At 61.8% G+C, this 15,683-nt stretch carries 17 protein-coding genes; 5 read left to right on the top strand and 12 right to left on the bottom strand.

The features are described from left to right. Positions 1–9 precede the first annotated feature (9 nt). Both HMPREF3158_RS08760 and HMPREF3158_RS08755 read left to right on the top strand, forming a co-directional pair. Positions 10–312, top strand: coding sequence for an ArsR/SmtB family transcription factor (locus HMPREF3158_RS08760; protein WP_070455933.1), 303 nt, complete (start codon positions 10–12; stop codon positions 310–312). Positions 313–345: 33 nt separating this feature from the next. Then, on the top strand, positions 346–762 hold the full coding sequence (locus HMPREF3158_RS08755) for a Fur family transcriptional regulator (RefSeq protein WP_070498134.1): 417 nt from the start codon (positions 346–348) through the stop codon (positions 760–762). Between the two features lie 27 nt (positions 763–789). Here the strand turns inward: HMPREF3158_RS08755 and HMPREF3158_RS08750 are convergent, their stop codons facing one another. From HMPREF3158_RS08750 to hemW, 11 genes are all read right to left on the bottom strand, one after another. Next, positions 790–1,542: an isoprenyl transferase gene (locus HMPREF3158_RS08750; RefSeq protein ID WP_082787686.1), complete on the bottom strand. Its 753-nt coding sequence runs from the start codon at positions 1,540–1,542 to the stop codon at positions 790–792. 10 nt (positions 1,543–1,552) lie between these two features. Continuing rightward, positions 1,553–2,272, bottom strand: coding sequence for a DNA repair protein RecO (recO, locus tag HMPREF3158_RS08745; RefSeq protein ID WP_062037960.1), 720 nt, complete (start codon positions 2,270–2,272; stop codon positions 1,553–1,555). A 24-nt stretch (positions 2,273–2,296) separates the two neighbouring features. Next, complete coding sequence (era, locus tag HMPREF3158_RS08740) at positions 2,297–3,286, bottom strand: GTPase Era (protein WP_062037957.1); 990 nt, start codon at positions 3,284–3,286, stop codon at positions 2,297–2,299. A 188-nt stretch (positions 3,287–3,474) separates the two neighbouring features. Then, the gene (locus tag HMPREF3158_RS08735; RefSeq protein WP_062037954.1) at positions 3,475–4,368 is read right to left on the bottom strand and encodes an endonuclease domain-containing protein; all 894 of its coding nucleotides are present in this window, start codon (positions 4,366–4,368) and stop codon (positions 3,475–3,477) included. A 183-nt stretch (positions 4,369–4,551) separates the two neighbouring features. Beyond that, the gene (gene pdxY / locus HMPREF3158_RS08730; protein ID WP_061923993.1) at positions 4,552–5,400 is read right to left on the bottom strand and encodes a pyridoxal kinase PdxY; all 849 of its coding nucleotides are present in this window, start codon (positions 5,398–5,400) and stop codon (positions 4,552–4,554) included. Positions 5,401–5,450: 50 nt separating this feature from the next. Continuing rightward, positions 5,451–6,053, bottom strand: a complete 603-nt coding sequence (ybeY, locus tag HMPREF3158_RS08725) for an rRNA maturation RNase YbeY (protein WP_062037951.1) — start codon at positions 6,051–6,053, stop codon at positions 5,451–5,453. After that, entirely contained in the window at positions 6,054–7,046 is a 993-nt protein-coding gene (locus HMPREF3158_RS08720; RefSeq protein ID WP_070498131.1) for a PhoH family protein, read from the bottom strand. A gap of 9 nt (positions 7,047–7,055) precedes the next feature. After that, on the bottom strand, positions 7,056–7,778 hold the full coding sequence (locus HMPREF3158_RS08715; RefSeq protein ID WP_070498128.1) for a 16S rRNA (uracil(1498)-N(3))-methyltransferase: 723 nt from the start codon (positions 7,776–7,778) through the stop codon (positions 7,056–7,058). Then, entirely contained in the window at positions 7,778–8,926 is a 1,149-nt protein-coding gene (gene dnaJ, locus HMPREF3158_RS08710; RefSeq protein ID WP_070498125.1) for a molecular chaperone DnaJ, read from the bottom strand. Before dnaJ ends, HMPREF3158_RS08715 begins: the two co-directional genes overlap by 1 nt. A 55-nt stretch (positions 8,927–8,981) precedes the next feature. Beyond that, on the bottom strand, positions 8,982–10,010 hold the full coding sequence (gene hrcA / locus HMPREF3158_RS08705; protein ID WP_070498122.1) for a heat-inducible transcriptional repressor HrcA: 1,029 nt from the start codon (positions 10,008–10,010) through the stop codon (positions 8,982–8,984). A 32-nt stretch (positions 10,011–10,042) separates the two neighbouring features. Continuing rightward, a complete protein-coding gene (gene hemW / locus HMPREF3158_RS08700; RefSeq protein ID WP_070498120.1) occupies positions 10,043–11,176 on the bottom strand; it encodes a radical SAM family heme chaperone HemW in 1,134 nt (377 codons plus the stop codon). Positions 11,177–11,328: 152 nt separating this feature from the next. Here hemW and HMPREF3158_RS08695 point away from each other — a divergent pair, with 152 nt between their 5' ends. From HMPREF3158_RS08695 to HMPREF3158_RS08685, 3 genes are all read left to right on the top strand, one after another. Then, a complete protein-coding gene (locus HMPREF3158_RS08695) occupies positions 11,329–12,708 on the top strand; it encodes a hemolysin family protein (RefSeq protein WP_070498117.1) in 1,380 nt (459 codons plus the stop codon). Beyond that, complete coding sequence (locus HMPREF3158_RS08690) at positions 12,708–13,751, top strand: CNNM domain-containing protein (protein ID WP_061925805.1); 1,044 nt, start codon at positions 12,708–12,710, stop codon at positions 13,749–13,751. Before HMPREF3158_RS08695 ends, HMPREF3158_RS08690 begins: the two co-directional genes overlap by 1 nt. A gap of 260 nt (positions 13,752–14,011) precedes the next feature. Further along, positions 14,012–14,851 (top strand): PDDEXK family nuclease, encoded by an 840-nt coding sequence (locus tag HMPREF3158_RS08685; RefSeq protein ID WP_061925802.1) that lies wholly within the window; start codon positions 14,012–14,014, stop codon positions 14,849–14,851. Between the two features lie 85 nt (positions 14,852–14,936). Here HMPREF3158_RS08685 and HMPREF3158_RS08680 read toward each other — a convergent pair whose 3' ends face one another. After that, positions 14,937–15,623, bottom strand: a complete 687-nt coding sequence (locus tag HMPREF3158_RS08680) for a hypothetical protein (RefSeq protein WP_061925799.1) — start codon at positions 15,621–15,623, stop codon at positions 14,937–14,939. Positions 15,624–15,683: the final 60 nt, after the last annotated feature.

Genomic DNA, 15,683 nt, shown 5'->3' with positions numbered 1-15,683 from the left:
GTGATCTGCATGACGCAGCCCTCCACGGCGCTTCACACACTCGACATCGACGCCGCTACCCGCATCATTGGCGCTTTAGATTCACCCCTGCGCATCACCCTGGTATTAGCCCTTAACCGCCACGATCACTACGTTCACGAGCTGGTGGCCGCCACCGGCAAATCCCAGCCGCTAATCAGCCAACACCTGCGCGTACTAAAAGATGCCGGAATCGTCGATTCCAAGCGTTCAGGCCGCGAAGTGCGCTACTCGCTGGCCTCTCCCGAGGTGCTTCCTTTGTTGGAGCAGGCTGCAGCACTGTTTAACCGTTAACTTTATTGGAAACTAATTGATAAACTAGCGGTCATGGCTCTCCATGAAAGCATCCCTAAGCTTGGGGCTCGCAACACCAAGCAACGCACCGCTGTCGTCGAGGTTCTGCGTGAACTAGATAAGTTCGCCTCGGCAAAAGACATTCACCGGGCGTTGCAAGACCGCGAGCACAAAGTAGGCCTGACCACGGTCTACCGCACCCTGCAATCCCTCTCCGATATTGATGCAGTGGACGCGCTTCACATGCCTTCGGGCGAAACGCTCTACCGCCACTGCGAATCCGCTAATCACCACCATCACTTGGTATGCACCAAGTGCGGCCGCACCGAGGAAATCGACGGCGGCCCCATCGAGCAGTGGGCATCCAACGTGGCTGCCGAGCACGACTTTGAGCTAACCGGCCACGATGCCGAAATCTTCGGCATCTGCTCCAATTGCCGCGCAAGCTAGGCAGCACCACGTAACAAATAGCTTTAGCTATTTCGTACCGCCGAAACGACGATCCCGCCGCGCGTATTCTTCTACCGCGGCGTACAAGTCCTCCGGAGTGAAATCCGGGAAGAGCTTGTCTTGGTAGATCATCTCCGCGTACGCCGACTGCCACAGCAGGAAGTTCGACGTGCGCTTCTCCCCCGACGGGCGCAGGAATAGATCCACGTCCGGCATGGTGGGGTCATAGAGCGCCGCGCTTAACGACGCCTCGTTAATCGAGCTCGGCTTCAACTCGCCCTTGGCCACCTGACCGGCGAGCTTGCGAACGCCGTCGACAAGCTCGGCGCGCCCACCGTAGTTCACGCACATCGCCAGCGTCATGCGGGTGTTGTCCTTGGTCAACTCCTGCGCAGTCTCCAGCTCCTTGATGACGGAGCGCCACAGGCGTGGGCGGCGGCCCACCCAAACCACACGCACGCCCTTCTCGTTGAGCCACTCGCGCTGCCGGCGCAGCACGTCGCGGTTAAACGCCATTAAAAAGCGCACCTCTTCGGGGCTGCGGCGCCAGTTCTCGGTGGAGAAGGCGTAGGCCGAAAGGTACGGGATGTTCATGGAAAGGCAGGCATCGACGACGTCGAGAAGCACTGCTTCACCACGGCGGTGCCCCTCGGTGCGCTTCATGCCGCGTTCCTCGGCCCAACGGCCGTTTCCGTCCATGACCAGCGCGATGTGCTTGGGCAGGAACTCCTCCGGGATAGCAGGCGGGTTTAAAACTCGGTTCGGATCTGGCGTAATCACGCGCCTTATCTTACTGGTCCATGACCCCCAACGCGGTAACCTTGCGTTCCAAATGCCACTGCAGATGCGCGCGGATGAGTTGGTGGGCTTCCCCGCGCTGCTCATAGGTAGGGCTCGTGGGGTGTCCATGCGCAAGCAACCACATGTGATGCAACGTCTCCGGGTCCACCTCGGCGGCGCCTGGCGGGCGGCACTCGTGGCACGTCGCGCCGCCAACGGCCGGGTGGAAAGCATGATGCGGTCCGGGCTTCTGGCACTGCGCGCAATCGAAAAGCCCCGGCGCCCAGCCGGCATGCGCCATTGCCTGAAGTAGGAATTGGTCCAGCGTCAGGAGCGGATCGTCGTGCTGGAGCCGCTCCAACGTTGCGACCAGCGCATTATAAAGGAACGGGTCTTGGTCAGAATCTGCGAAGGCCAGGCGCTCGGCAGATTCAAGTGCGGCGCAGGCGGCGGTATAGCGCTCATAATCTCCGATGATGGCGGCGCCAAAAAAGTCCACGGTGTCGGCCTGCGAAATCGTGTATAGATTCCGGCCGGGATACAACTGCACATCCAGGTTTACAAAGGGCTGGAGGCGCGAACCAAAACGCGACTTCGCCCTGCGTACGCCCTTGGCCACCGCGCGCACCAAGCCATGGCTGCGGGTAAGCAGCACGATGACGCGGTCAGCCTCGCCGAAGTCATAGCTGCGGATGACCAGGGCGCGGTCGCGAAAACTCTCCCTCGGCATACTTAGGTTTTTAAGCCTTGGGTTTTAGAAGCCGAGACGGCCCAGCATCTTCGGGTCAGACTGCCAGTTCTTGAGCACCTTGATGCGCAGGTCAAGGTAGACGTTCTGGCCCAGCAGCTGGATGATCTCCTTGCGGGCAGTGCCCACGATGCGGGTAAAGCGGCGGCCGTCCTTGCCCTCGATGATGCGCTTTTGGCCTGGGCGCTCCAGGTAAAGTACCGCGTGGACGTTCATGACGTCGGGGCGAGTTTCATCGGGCAGCATCTCATCAACCTCGACGGCCACGCTGTGCGGCAGCTCGTCTTTCAAACCAGACAGTGCGGCCTCGCGGATGAGCTCGGCGATGCGCTTTTCCTGCTCTTCGTCGGTGATGTGATCATCGGGGTAGAACTTCGGGCCTTCTGGCAGGTGATCGATGATCACCTGGGTCAGCTCATCCAGTTGTACGCGCTGGGTGGCCGAAACCGGGATGACCACGGCGTCGGGGTTCTCCTCGCTAAGCAGCTCATGCAGCGCCAAAAGCTGCGCGCCGACCTGATCCTTGCTGGCCTTATCCAGCTTGGTCACGATGCCGATGATTGGGGTCTTCGGCGCTACCTTGCGGACGTTTTCCAGAATCCAGCGGTCACCGGGGCCAATCTTTTCATCGGCTGGGATGGTCAGGCCGATGACGTCCACGTCCGCGTACGTGTCCTTGACCATCTCGTTGAGGCGCTCGCCCAGTAGGGTGCGGGGGCGGTGCAGGCCGGGCGTGTCGACGACGATGACTTGCGCATCATCGCGGTGCACCAAGCCACGAATGGGGTGGCGGGTGGTCTCGGGCTGGTTCGCGGTGATGGCGATCTTCTGCCCCACCAGCGCGTTGGTGAGAGTCGACTTGCCCGTGTTTGGGCGGCCGACAAAGGACACGAACCCCGAGCGGAACCCTTCCGGGGTATCGGTGTAGTCGGTGTAGTCGAGGACCTCCCCATCGGTGGGAAGGTTCTCAAAGGCGGCGTCAAAATCGGTACTCATTGCTAGTTATCATAGCCCAGCCGCGTCACAGTAGTACATACGCGTTTGCGGCTGCCCATTGGCCTCTTCACCGGCCTTTCTCTCTCGCAAATACCCAGCCCTGGAAATGCAGTTTTCTGGTGGATTGCGCGGCGTCGGCACGCGTGGCGAAACGCGAACAGGACCTCTGGGTTTCCAGGGCTGGGTATCTATGCCGCGCGCCGCGGACCCATCGCCAACATTCGGCGCACCGTCGCGACAAACTCCTCCGGCCGGGCGCGCAACTCCTCCGGACTAAAGCGCAGGACCACATAACCCATGTTGAGCAGCTCCTTCTGGCGGCGGTGCTCCGCGCGAATCGCCTCCACAGGCCTGTCTTGGTATTTGACATTGCCGTCGATTTCAATGAGCAACCAGCCGTCAATTGCCAAATCAGCGCGGTACTTGCCCACTATGTACTGCGTGCGCACGTGTATGCCCGCACGCAGCAACAACGCGCGGGCGTAGGACTCCCACGGCGACTCAGAATCAACCACGGCCGCGGCCACCACGGCGCGTGCAGTCGCCACGCCCTTAACGCGGCCCAGCGCGCCCAACGTATCCTGCAAGCGACGGCGGCCCACCTGTGCACGCACATAATCCGCGGCGACCAGCCCCTCTTCGAAGCCGTGCAGGCGGGCCATGTCGATCGCGGTACGCTCCAGCGAGGTGAGCTTAATGCCGTGGACCGTGGTGGTTTGCCCGTGCAGGCGGGCGGCCTTATAAGCGAAGAAATGCCCCTTGGATTTCTGCGGCACCGAGCCCGAGGGCAGCACTGCTGGGTATTCGGTGGGGCGGCTAATGGTGGGAATGCCGTGTATCAAAGCTGCGGGCTTTCCGATCAGCACGGCTTTATGCACGGTCCGTGCGTGGATATACACCCGCGCTATGTCGCGTTCCCAGGGTTTGAGCCGGTTCCAGAATTGCTTCGGCAGCGCGAAGCACCAGGCCGCGCGCACGATTTTGCCGTGGTGCAGTTGCAGCCAGCGCGGGTCTACGTTGGATAGTTGGCGAAGGTCAATAAGGTGGGCGTCGATTGTGTCAAAAAGTAATGCGTTGTCCATGCCTTACTTTTAACCGGCGGCGGGTGCTGGCGCGCGGCAAGTGCGGCCAGGATGGTCAAATTCCCAGGGCTGGGCACCCAGACCTCCTGTTCGCTTTTCGCCGCGCTTGCCGACGCCCCGCAATCCACCAGAAAGCTGCATTTCCAGGGCTGGGTATTTGCCAAAAGGCGTGGGGCGGGTGCGCTAAAGCTCCTCGACCTGGAACTGCAGCTGCGGATTCGCAAACACGTCCTGGGACTCAATGAGCTGCAGCTCCTGCGAGTCTGCCTCATAAGTGTTGTGCAGCAAGTCGTACACCGAAGACGCGGTGCGCTTGAGCGCGAGCTTCGCATCGTGGGTTTCGACGTAGTGGCCGGTAAACAGCGCGGCAGTCACGTCGCCGGAGCCGTTGCGCTTGAATGGCAGGTGCGGGGTGGCAACGATGTAGGCGCGGTCGCCGTCCACGGCGAGCATCTCAATGGTGTCCTCAGGGGTCTCCGGGCGCTTTACCGAGGTGACCAGCACGGTCTTCGGACCAATCTCCTGCGCAGCCTTCACTGCCTCGAGGGTCTGTTCCAGCGTGCCAACCTCGTGGCCAGTCAGGTAGCCCAGCTCAAACTGGTTCGGGGTGATGATGTCAGCCACCGGCACGACCTTATCGCGCAGCAGCGGCGGGATTTCGTCCGAGACAAAGCAGCCAGACTTCGCGTTGCCCATGACTGGATCGCACGCGTACAAAGCCTTGGGGTTGACGGCCTTGATGCGGTTGACAGCGTCGATAATTGCGCCGGCGATGTCTGGCCCGCCCTGGTAGCCAGAGAGGATTGCGTCGATCTTCTCAAAGGCGCCGCGCTTCTCGATGCCGTCAATAATGCTGGTGACATCCGATGCCGGAAGCATCGGCCCGCCCCAATCGCCGTAACCGGTGTGGTTGGAGAAGTTCACCGTGTGCACCGGCCATACCTCGTGGCCCGCGCGCTGGAGCGGGAATACTGCGGCGGAGTTGCCGACGTGGCCGAAGGTGACGTGAGACTGGATCGACAGAATATTCATGCCGTCTATTGTGCAACGTGACGCAACACGTCACCAACGAAACGGGGAAATTAATTTTCCTGTGGCTCGCCCACCGCCGGGATTCCACCGCCGGGGACCTCTTTGTCGAGGTTGGCGCGCTCGGCGGCATCCGGGAAGGCCTTGGGGCCCGAGGGCTTAGGCTGGTAGCTCACCCCGCGGGCGGCGAGGTTGTCATACCAGTCCGCCAGCAGCTCGTTCTGCAGGCTGAACATTTCCTTTTCCTCTGCCGGGGTGGCGTGGTCATAGCCCAAAAGGTGCAGGCAGCCATGCACCGTCAACAGCGCAAGCTCGTGGCCCAGAGAGTGGCCGGCGGCATCGGCCTGGCGCAGCGCGAACTCCGGGCACAACACGATATCGCCCAGCATGGACGGGCCCATCTCGGGGGCGTCGGGACGCGCGCCCAGTGCGCCCGGAGTGATTTCATCCATCGGAAAGCTCATGACGTCGGTCGGGCCTTCCAGATCCATCCAACGCACGTGCAGGTCCGCGATGGTATCCAAGTCCACTGCGGTGATCGTGCACTCGGCATCCGGGTTGATGTCCATGGCGCCGAAGGCATAAGAGGCGACGTCGATGAGCATCTCCTCGTTGACGCCGTCGAAACCGGACTCGTTGATGAATTCGATGGACATTTAGTTCTCCTTATCCGCTTGCGCTGCGGCTGCTGAGACTTCTGCGGCTTCAGCAGCATCATAAGCATTCACGATACGGCTGACCAGCTGGTGCCTGACGACGTCGCTCGAGCCCAGGTCCGCGAAGTGAATATCCTGCACTCCGTCCAAAATGCGGCGCACCAAGCGCAGGCCCGAGACCTGGCCGCGCGGCAAGTCCACCTGCGAAACATCGCCGGTAACCACGATCTTAGAGCCAAAGCCCAGACGGGTCAGGAACATCTTCATCTGCGCCGGCGTGGTGTTTTGCGCCTCGTCGAGAATGACGAAGGCGTCGTTGAGCGTGCGGCCACGCATGTATGCCAGCGGGGCGACCTCGATGATGCCGGCTTCCATGAGCTTCGGGATCATCTCTGGATCCATCATGTCGCGCAGGGCGTCGTAAAGCGGGCGCAGGTACGGGTCGATCTTGTCATTTAGAGTGCCAGGCAGAAAGCCCAGCTTCTCGCCGGCCTCAACTGCTGGGCGGGTCAAGATGATGCGCGAGACCTGCTTGGTCTGCAGGGCCTGCACGGCTTTGGCCACCGCCAGGTAGGTCTTGCCAGAGCCTGCGGGGCCGATGCCGAAGACCACGGTGTTGTCATCAATGGCCTGGACGTACTCGGATTGGCCCACCGTCTTTGGGCGCACGGACTTGCCACGGCGGCGCACGATATCGGCTGCCATCGCCGCGGAGACCGACTGCGGCGCTTCCACCGCAATCATGTCCACGGTGTGTTTCACGGTATCGGTGCTGACGTGATGGCCGCGGCGGGCAATCGCCTCGAGCTCGTCGAGCACCTTCGCGGCGCGGGCCACCTCATAGTCAGGGCCGGTTACCGTAACCGTGGTTCCGCGCGCGAAGAAGTCTGCGTCCAGTAGGTTGTTGAGCACCCGCAGGTTATCGTCAGCGTTGCCGAGCACGGTCGCGACGTAGACGGAATCAAGCTCAAACTTCTTGGTGATAATAGGCACCCCAACAGGCTACCAGCGTGCGGTGCGCACGCCGATTGCGGCAAGGGCCACCATGGCTGCCGACGCCGTGCGTAAGACCTCCGGGCCTAACTTAATCGGATGGGCTTGCAGGCGCTCCAGCTCCTCGGCGCCGATGCCTCCTTCGGGGCCGACGAGGAGATAAATGGTGCCCTCCAGCGGAACCTCCCGAATAGAGTCGGTGGCTTCCTCGTGCAGGACGTAGGCGGTCTGCCCGGCAATGAGCTGAGCTAGCTGCGGGGTGGTCAGGGGGCCAGTAACCTGCGGGATGCGATCGCGGCGGGACTGTTTCGCGGCGGCAGTCGCTGCCGCCTCCCACTTCGCGAGCGCCTTCGGCGCCTTCTTTCCATCCCACTTGGCCACGCAGCGATCTGCCTGCCAAGCGATGATCTCATCGGCGCCTGCCTGGGTGGCAAGGTCCACCGCGAGCTCCGAGCGTTCCGACTTCGGGATGGCTTGGACCACCACGACGCGGGGGTTGGGCTCGGGCGCAAAAGTCACTGCGTCGACAAGCGCGGCCAAATGATCCTTGCCCGAAACGGACTGGATGGTGGCCAGGGCGGCGGTGCCCGTGCCGTCGATGAGCTTGAGCCGCTCCCCTACGCTAAGGCGCTTGACCGTCACCGCGTGGCGGCCCTCGGGACCTTCGAGCCCCACCGGCTCGCCAACGTTAGCCAACGAGAGATCAGGATGGATAAAGACGGGCAGAGACATTAACGGCGGAACCTATCTCGGATACGGGAGAAGAAGGACTCTTCCTGGCCGTCACCGGTCTCGCGGACGCGGGCGCCCTCGTCGCGAGAATCGCGGACCTTCTCGAGCAGCTCGCGGGTCTTCTTGTCCAGCTCCTTCGGCACCACGACGTCGACGTGCGCGAAGAGGTTGCCAAAGCCGTCGGTGCGCAGGCGCGGCATGCCCTTGCCCTCGACCTTGATGGACTCGCCCGGCTGGGTGCCCGGCTCGATGTCGATGTTGAGCTCCTCGCCATCTAGCTGATCGATGGTGAAGTTGGTGCCCAGTGCGGCATCGACCATCGGTACGCGCACGGTCAGGTGCAGGTCGTCAGCGTTGCGCTCAAAGACGGCGTGCGGCTTGGTGGAAACCTCCACATAAAGATCGCCCGCCGGGCCGCCGCCGTGGCCGACCTCGCCTTGAGAGGCCATGCGGATGCGCATGCCATCACCAATACCGGCCGGGATATTTACAGTGAGATCGCGGCGCTTCTTCACGCGGCCATCGCCACCACAGTGGTTGCAAGGATCAGTAATGACTTCACCGAAGCCCTGGCACTTCGGGCACGGGCGGGAGGTCATAACGTTGCCCAGGAAGCTGCGCTGCATCTCCTGAACCTCGCCCATGCCGCCACAACCATCACAGGTAACTGGCTTGGCCTTGGAGGCAGAACCCGTGCCCTCGCAGCGGTCACAGAGCACAGCGGTATCGACGGTGACCTGCTTCTTCAGGCCGGAATAAGCCTCTTCCAGGCTAATGGTGGTGCGCAGCAGGGCGTCATTGCCCGGCTGCACGCGCGAGCGCGGGCCGCGGGAGCCACCTGCTCCACCACCGAAGAACTCAGCGAAGATGTCGCCTAGGCCGCCGCCTCCGAAACCACCGCCGAAGCCGCCGCCGGCAGCGCCGCGCTCTTCCATGGGGTCGCCGCCCATGTCAACGACCTGGCGCTTCTGCGGATCCAGCAGCACCTCTTGCGCGAGGGAGGCCTCGCGGAACTTCTCCGCTGCCTCTTCATCGCCCGGGTTAACGTCCGGGTGATACTTGCGGGCGAGCTTGCGGTAGGCCTTCTTAATTTCAGCGTCGGTTGCAGATTTTTCTACACCAAGGATGCCGTAATAGTCACGAGCCACTTAATGAAAGTCCTTATCTAAAATTAGAGTCACTGGGAAAAGTTTCCGTGCCAGTTTACTCGCCGGCCAGAATTTCGCTTACATAGCGTGCAACAGCGCCAACCTTCGAGATTGTTCCCGAATAATCCATATAGGTCGGGCCTACAACGCCCAGGCCGCCCAACGTTTCATTGCCGGCGCCGTACGCAGTGGCGACGACGGATGCCTGCCGCAGCTTGTCCTCTTCATTCTCCTCACCGATGACGACGGAGACGTTGCCCAAGTCCGGCACGCGAGCCAGAAGCTTCAACACCACGACCTGCTCTTCGAGAGCCTCGATGAGAGAGGGCAACCCTTCTGGGAAGTCTCTCGCGATACGCGTCAGATTCGAGGTACCAGCCAGGATCAGGCGGTCGGAGGATCGCTCCACCAGCGTTTCGATGAGAGTCGTGGCGGCATTGAGCACATGCGGGCGGATGTCCAGCGGGGAGGTCTCGACGAGGCTGGCAAGTTCCACCGAAGCGTCGGTTAGCGTCTTGCCCTCCAGGGCGTTGTTGAGGACGTCGCGTAGGCGTGCGGTCTGCAGTGGGTCAATGACGCTGTCGAGCTCGACGTTGCGCTGGTCGACGCGCCCGTTATCCGTGATAAGCACCAACAACAGGCGCACTGGCGAAAGCGCCACGACCTCGCAGTGCTTCACGCGCGATACCTTGAGGTTGGGCATCTGCACCACCGCTGCCTGCTTGGTCACTTGCGCCAGCAGCTGCACGCTGCGGCGCAGGACGTCCTCCAAGTCGACGCCGCCCTCCAAGAAGGTCAGCATGGCGCGGCGCTCCGGCGCAGACAAGGGCTTTACGTCGTGCAGCGAGTCGACGAACTGGCGGTAACCCTTCTGCGTGGGCACGCGCCCGGAGCTGGTGTGCTCGTGGGCAATCAGGCCCTCCGATTCCAGCACCGCCATATCGTTGCGGATGGTGGCGGAGGAAACGCCCAGCTGATAGCGCTCCAGCAGGGTCTTGGACCCCACGGGCTCCTGGGAGGCAATATAGTCCGCCACAATGGCGCGCAGAACCTCGCGGCGGCGAGCATCAGTGGAATTGGACATGCGCCCTATGTTACCTACCTTCGCCGTGGCCTTTAAGCTTCCTCCGCCACCAACAGATCAGTGATGATGCCGTCTGCCAAAAGGCGCCCGGGCTTGGTCAAGCACAGCCGGTCGCCGGCGCGCTGCAGCAACCCACGGGAGATGTAGTCCGCGATGACCGGCTCCGCACCCGGAGCCAGCCAGTTGGCCGGAATGCCCTCGCGCAAGCGCAGACCGAGCATGATCTTTTCGGTGTGCCGCTCGGCCTCGGTCAAAACCTCGCGTTCCTTGATAGGAAGTTCCTCGCGGCCCAGCATTTCGATGTAGCGGCGCGGCAGCTTCACGTTATAAAAGCGCTCGTCGTTCAAATGCGAGTGCGCGCCAGGGCCCGCGCCCCACCAGTTGCCGTCGACCCAGTAGATGCGGTTGTGCTCGCACTCGCCGCCGGGCTTGGCCCAGTTGGAGACCTCGTACCACTCGAAGCCTTCCGCTTCGAGCGTCGCAGAGACGGCCTCATAGCGCCTTGCCAGCACGTCCTCGTCGGGTGCAGGCAAGATTCCCTTTTTCACCTTGCGCGCCATCCGGGTGCCGTCTTCTACGATGAGCGAATACGCGCTGACGTGGTCGACTCCCGTTTCGAGGACGCGGTCAAGGGTAAGCCGCACGTCGTCGTCAGTCTCCGTGGGCGTGCCATAGATCATGTCCAGGTTTACGTGCTCGAAACCTGCGGCGCGGGCCTCACGCGCGGCGTCGAAAGCCCGGCCCGGGGTATGCGCACGCTCAAGCACTCGCAGCACGCTATCCGACGCCGACTGCATGCCCAGCGAAATGCGCGTAAACCCCGCCTCGCGCAGCTGCTCGAAATAGCGCGGGTCCGTCGACTCCGGATTCGATTCCGTGGTCACCTCCGCCCCTGGGGCCAAACCAAAAGTCTCTTTCACACGGGCCAGAATGCGGCTAAGGCCCTCGGCACCCAACATCGAAGGCGTGCCGCCGCCAATGAATACGGTCTGCGCCGGCCTTCCCACTTGCTGCGCCGCCATGCCCAGCTCGCACTCGAGGGCGTCCAGGTATGCGGCGGTCAGATCGCCACCCAGCTCACCTGGGGTATAGGTATTGAAATCGCAATACCCGCACCTCGAGGAACAAAACGGGACATGGATATAGAGGCCAAAGTCTTGAGACATGCCCTCTAGGCTAGCTTGGGCCGGGAACTAAATACCCACCGGTACGTTGAAGGATGTAATCTATTCTGCAGTTTCCCATAAATAGAAAGGCAGCTTCAGTGGAACCTCCGAGTCGATGTCCCCGCCTCACCGAATGGCAGGCGGGGTAGGCCATGTTGCAAGCAATCCTTATGATTTTGGCGGGATTTCTGGTCATTGGCCTGATTATCGTCGCGAACGCGTACTTCGTTGCGCAAGAATTTTCTTTCATGTCGGTGGACCGCGCACAACTGCGCTCCATGGCTTCCGAGGGCAATAAGACAGCTGAGCGTGCCCTGAAAATTACCCAGCGCACCTCCTTCATGCTCTCCGGTGCCCAGCTGGGCATCACCATCACCGGCCTGCTCATCGGTTACGTGGCCGAACCCCTGGTGGGCCGCGGCTTGGGTGAGCTGCTGGGCGGCGTGGGCATTCCCGCCGGCGTTTCCATCACCATTGGCACGGTGGCAGCGCTTTTCATCTCCACCATCGCCACGATGCTTTTTGCGGAGCTATTCCCCAAAAACTACACCATCGCAGCCCCGATGAAGACGGCATTGTTCTTGTCCACCTCCACCATGTGGTACCTGCGCATTTTCGGCTGGCTTATTCACTTCTTTGAGTACGCCTCGAATGCGATCTTGAAGGTCTTCGGCATCGAGCCTGTAGAAGACGTGGATTCTTCCGCCACCACCGATGATCTCGAGTCCATCGTGGATGCCTCCCACGAGGCCGGCGACATCGACGAGGCAACCTACCTCGTGTTGGACCGCCTGTTGGACTTCCCGGAACACGACGTCGAGCACGCGATGATTCCGCGTTCCCGCGTCGACGTCATCGATCCGCAGACCACTATCGGCGAGGTTCGCGAGATGATGTCCACGGATCACACGCGCTACCCCATCATCGACGATGAGCACAATCCCATCGGTGTGGTGCACTTGTTCGACGTGCTGGGAACGAAGCTTCCCGACGCCACCGCGGCCACCGAGATCATGCAGCCCGCCGTTGTGGTGCCAGAGCTCATGCCGCTTCCCGACGTCGTGACCGAGTTGCGCGACGCCGACGACAAGCTGGCCTGCGTCATCGACGAATACGGCGGCTTCGTCGGCATCGTGACCATGGAAGACCTAGCCGAGGAGATCCTGGGCGATGTCAGCGACGAGCACGACATCGAAGAGACCGAGGAAATCACCGAGCAGGATGAGTCCCACTGGCTCGTCGATGGCGATACACCGATTGACGAAATCGAGCGCGCCATCGGCCACGATCTGCCAGAAGGCGACTTCGAGACCGTGGCCGGCCTGCTGATTTCCCACTCCGGCGCGCTGCCTGAGGAGGGCGAGGAGTACACGATCGAGCTCGAGGCGGAGCCGGATGACTGGGTAGAGCGCGACGACGCCCCAGTGCGAAAGCTGCACATGCGCGTCGAGGAGATTGACCGCCACGTACCGTCGACCTTGGCACTGGAGCTCGTTGAGGAATACGCCGATCAAACGGAGGAGGAGAGCTAATGACTGATACTTGGTGGTTTAACCTCCTCATCACGCTTGTCATCATCGCCGCCTCGGCCTTCTTCGTCATCATCGAGTTTTCGATGATGGGCGCGCGCCGCAACCGTTTGGAAGAAACCGCTGAGACCTCCCGCACCTCGCGCTCGGGCTTGCGCTCTTTGAACGAGCTGACCATCATGCTCGCCGGCGCGCAGCTGGGTATTACGGCGGCGACTTTCGTGCTGGGTGCAGTGACCAAGCCGTGGGTCCACCACCTGCTCATGACCCCGCTGGAGGCACTCGGCCTGCCGCTGGGCGTGGCCGACGTGGTCTCGTTTATTTTGGCGTTGTTCATCGTGACCTTCCTGCACCTGGTCATCGGCGAGATGGCTCCGAAGTCTTGGGCGATTACCCACCCGGAGACCGCGCTGCAGCTCATCGCGGTTCCTGCCCGCGGCTTCATCTGGCTCTTCCGCCCGCTTCTGAAGTGGATTAACCACATGGCGAATGCGATGGTGCGCTGGACTGGCGAGGAGCCCGTCGACAGGGCCGGTGCCGCCGGCTACGACGCAGATACCCTGCGCCACTTGGTGGAGCATTCCCGCGAGACGGGCACTCTGGACGATGATTCGGCGAACCAGATCACCGGCGTAATTGAGTTGGAGGCCTCTACCGTTGGCGCGCTGGCTCGCGAGCACGGCTCCCAGGTCGTCCCGCTGTCCCCCGACGCTACGGTGGCTGAACTCCATGACTTGGTCACCCGCAAGTCCATCATGCGCGTGCTGGTCTTCCCGAAGGATTCCCGCGTGCCGCGCATCGTGCACGTGCGCGATACGCTCCTCGCCGAACCGGACACGCCAGTGCTCGAGTTCTCCCGCCCCGCGCTGACGGTTTCCTCCTCGCTGACTGTCCAGAAGACCTTGGACCACATGCGCGCTCGCAACGAGCAGCTCGTGGCCGTAGGCAAGGCGGACAAGGATAAAGCGATGTGGATTCTGACGTGGGATGACATCATGGGCCAGCTGTGGCCGCAGATTACGGAGCAGTTGGACTTGGCCAACTAGCGCCCAGCCCTCCTTCCCGCTTCCTCTACCCCTTCCCCGCAAATACCCAGCCCTGGAAGCCCAGACGCCGTGGTCGCGATTTTCAGAGTTGAAAAATATTTTTTCGCGACCACGGCGTCTGGGTTTCCAGGGCTGGTTTTCTAGGGCTGGGGGTTCAGCCACAAGATTTCACACCCAGTTGTTGACGCCGCCAACAAGTTATCCACAGCTTTCAAAATTGTCTCTAGAGCTACACACCCGCGGCGGGCGAAACTAGTGCCATGACCACTCTTGAGACCATCCACCCAGCCAAACCCGCCACGTCCAACGACCTTAAATCCGGCACACTTTTACAGCTAGCACCGCGCATGGCCGTAGACCGCGAGGAATACTTAGCGCTATCCGCCGTCGAACGCCAGCGCCTCGAATGCATAGCCATAGCCCGCAGCTCTTATACCGCGGTACTGATTAGCAAGTCCGCCGCACTCCTGCATGACCTTTGGCTGCTCCCCTGCCCCGAAGACCCGGTCGAGCTAGCGCTTCCCTGCGGCAGCCTGCCCCGCCACAACCGCCATGCGCCGGGACGCCGCTACCGCAAGACCATGGTCGGGGACGTAGAAACCATCGACGGTGCGCGCGTGGTTAGCATTGCCCGCGCGGTTGCCGACGTCGCGCGTTACCACGGCTTCCGCCACGGCCTCATCGCCGCAGACTCGGCGTTAAACATGGGTATTAGCCCTGCCCGGCTGCAAGCCGAGGTCGATGACTTAGGGCGCGTACATAATGCCGCAGCAGCCCGCAAGGCAATTGCCTGCGCCAGCTCCCTATCGCGCTCGCCTTTCGAGTCACTCGTGCGCGCACTGGCTGTGGAGCTGGGCTTAGACGCCAAGCCGCGGCAACGCGTGGCCCCTGGCATCGAGGCATTGCTCATCGAAGAGGCCATCATCGTCGAGATTGGCCCGCAAGCGGTCCTATCTCGGCGCTCGAGCCGCACGGCATACCTGCGCTCCTTGGGATACCGAGTAGTTCAATTTACGCCCGAGCAATTAGCCAAAGATCCGGATACCTGCCGGAGGACCCTGCACATGCTGGCGCAGGCGCACGCGGTTAAGGCGAGCTAGAAAAGACAAACACCGCCGAACGAGGGAATCGGCGGTGTTGGTGTCTCCTTGTGTGTTGGCAACAAGGAAGTCTATTTATTGGCTTTTAAGCGGTAGTCGCGGCCTGTCGCGCGGCTTCGCGCTTGGCACGGACGCGGGCAACCACAGCGTTAACGCGGGCACGCTCTTCTAAGAACGGCGGCGGGTTGTGACCACGCATCGTGCGCACGTAGGCCGGGTGGGCTTCGACGACGGTATGGCGCCAAGCCTGCACCGCAATGAGCGCGGATTGACCGGCACGCTTGTACAGGTGCGGCAGGGAAATCATGTCCAAGTTGCGGGCCACGGCGTCGGTTTGGCCGAGCACATAATCCACCAGCTCGCGCAGGTAATCCGCCACCGCCCCAGTGCGGCCGCGCAGCGTGGCAGCGAGCTCGGAGACCACGATAGTCGGGGAATCAATCGCAAAAGCAGCATCCAGGCTGCGCGCGGTGAGCTGCTCTGGCTCGGCGATATCGTTATTGCCAGATGCGGCGGCGGAGATAGTGCCCGAGCGCACCCCTGAGACCAGCGCGTGGCGCAGTCCAATCAGTTCGCCTACGCAGCGCCCGGAATCGATGCGGGCATCCTCGACGATGTCGCCGAGTTCCGCCAGGCAGTCCAGTGCGAGTTCATCGTCCCAATCCTCAATCGCCTCGATGAGGTGCTCGATATACTCGACAACTTCGTCGCCGATGTTGTAAATCTCCTGGGTCAGCTCGCGGTGACGTAGCTCGGCGGCGATTTTGTGCATGCCGGTCCTTTCCGCAAACTAACCTCTAGTTGAGGTTGAGACTTCTCTGTAACGAGTGCT

The sequence above is a fragment of the Corynebacterium sp. HMSC06G04 genome (assembly GCF_001807365.1).
GTDB classification, from domain to species: Bacteria; Actinomycetota; Actinomycetes; order Mycobacteriales; family Mycobacteriaceae; genus Corynebacterium; species Corynebacterium simulans.
This window is presented reverse-complemented; position numbering and strand designations above follow the sequence as displayed.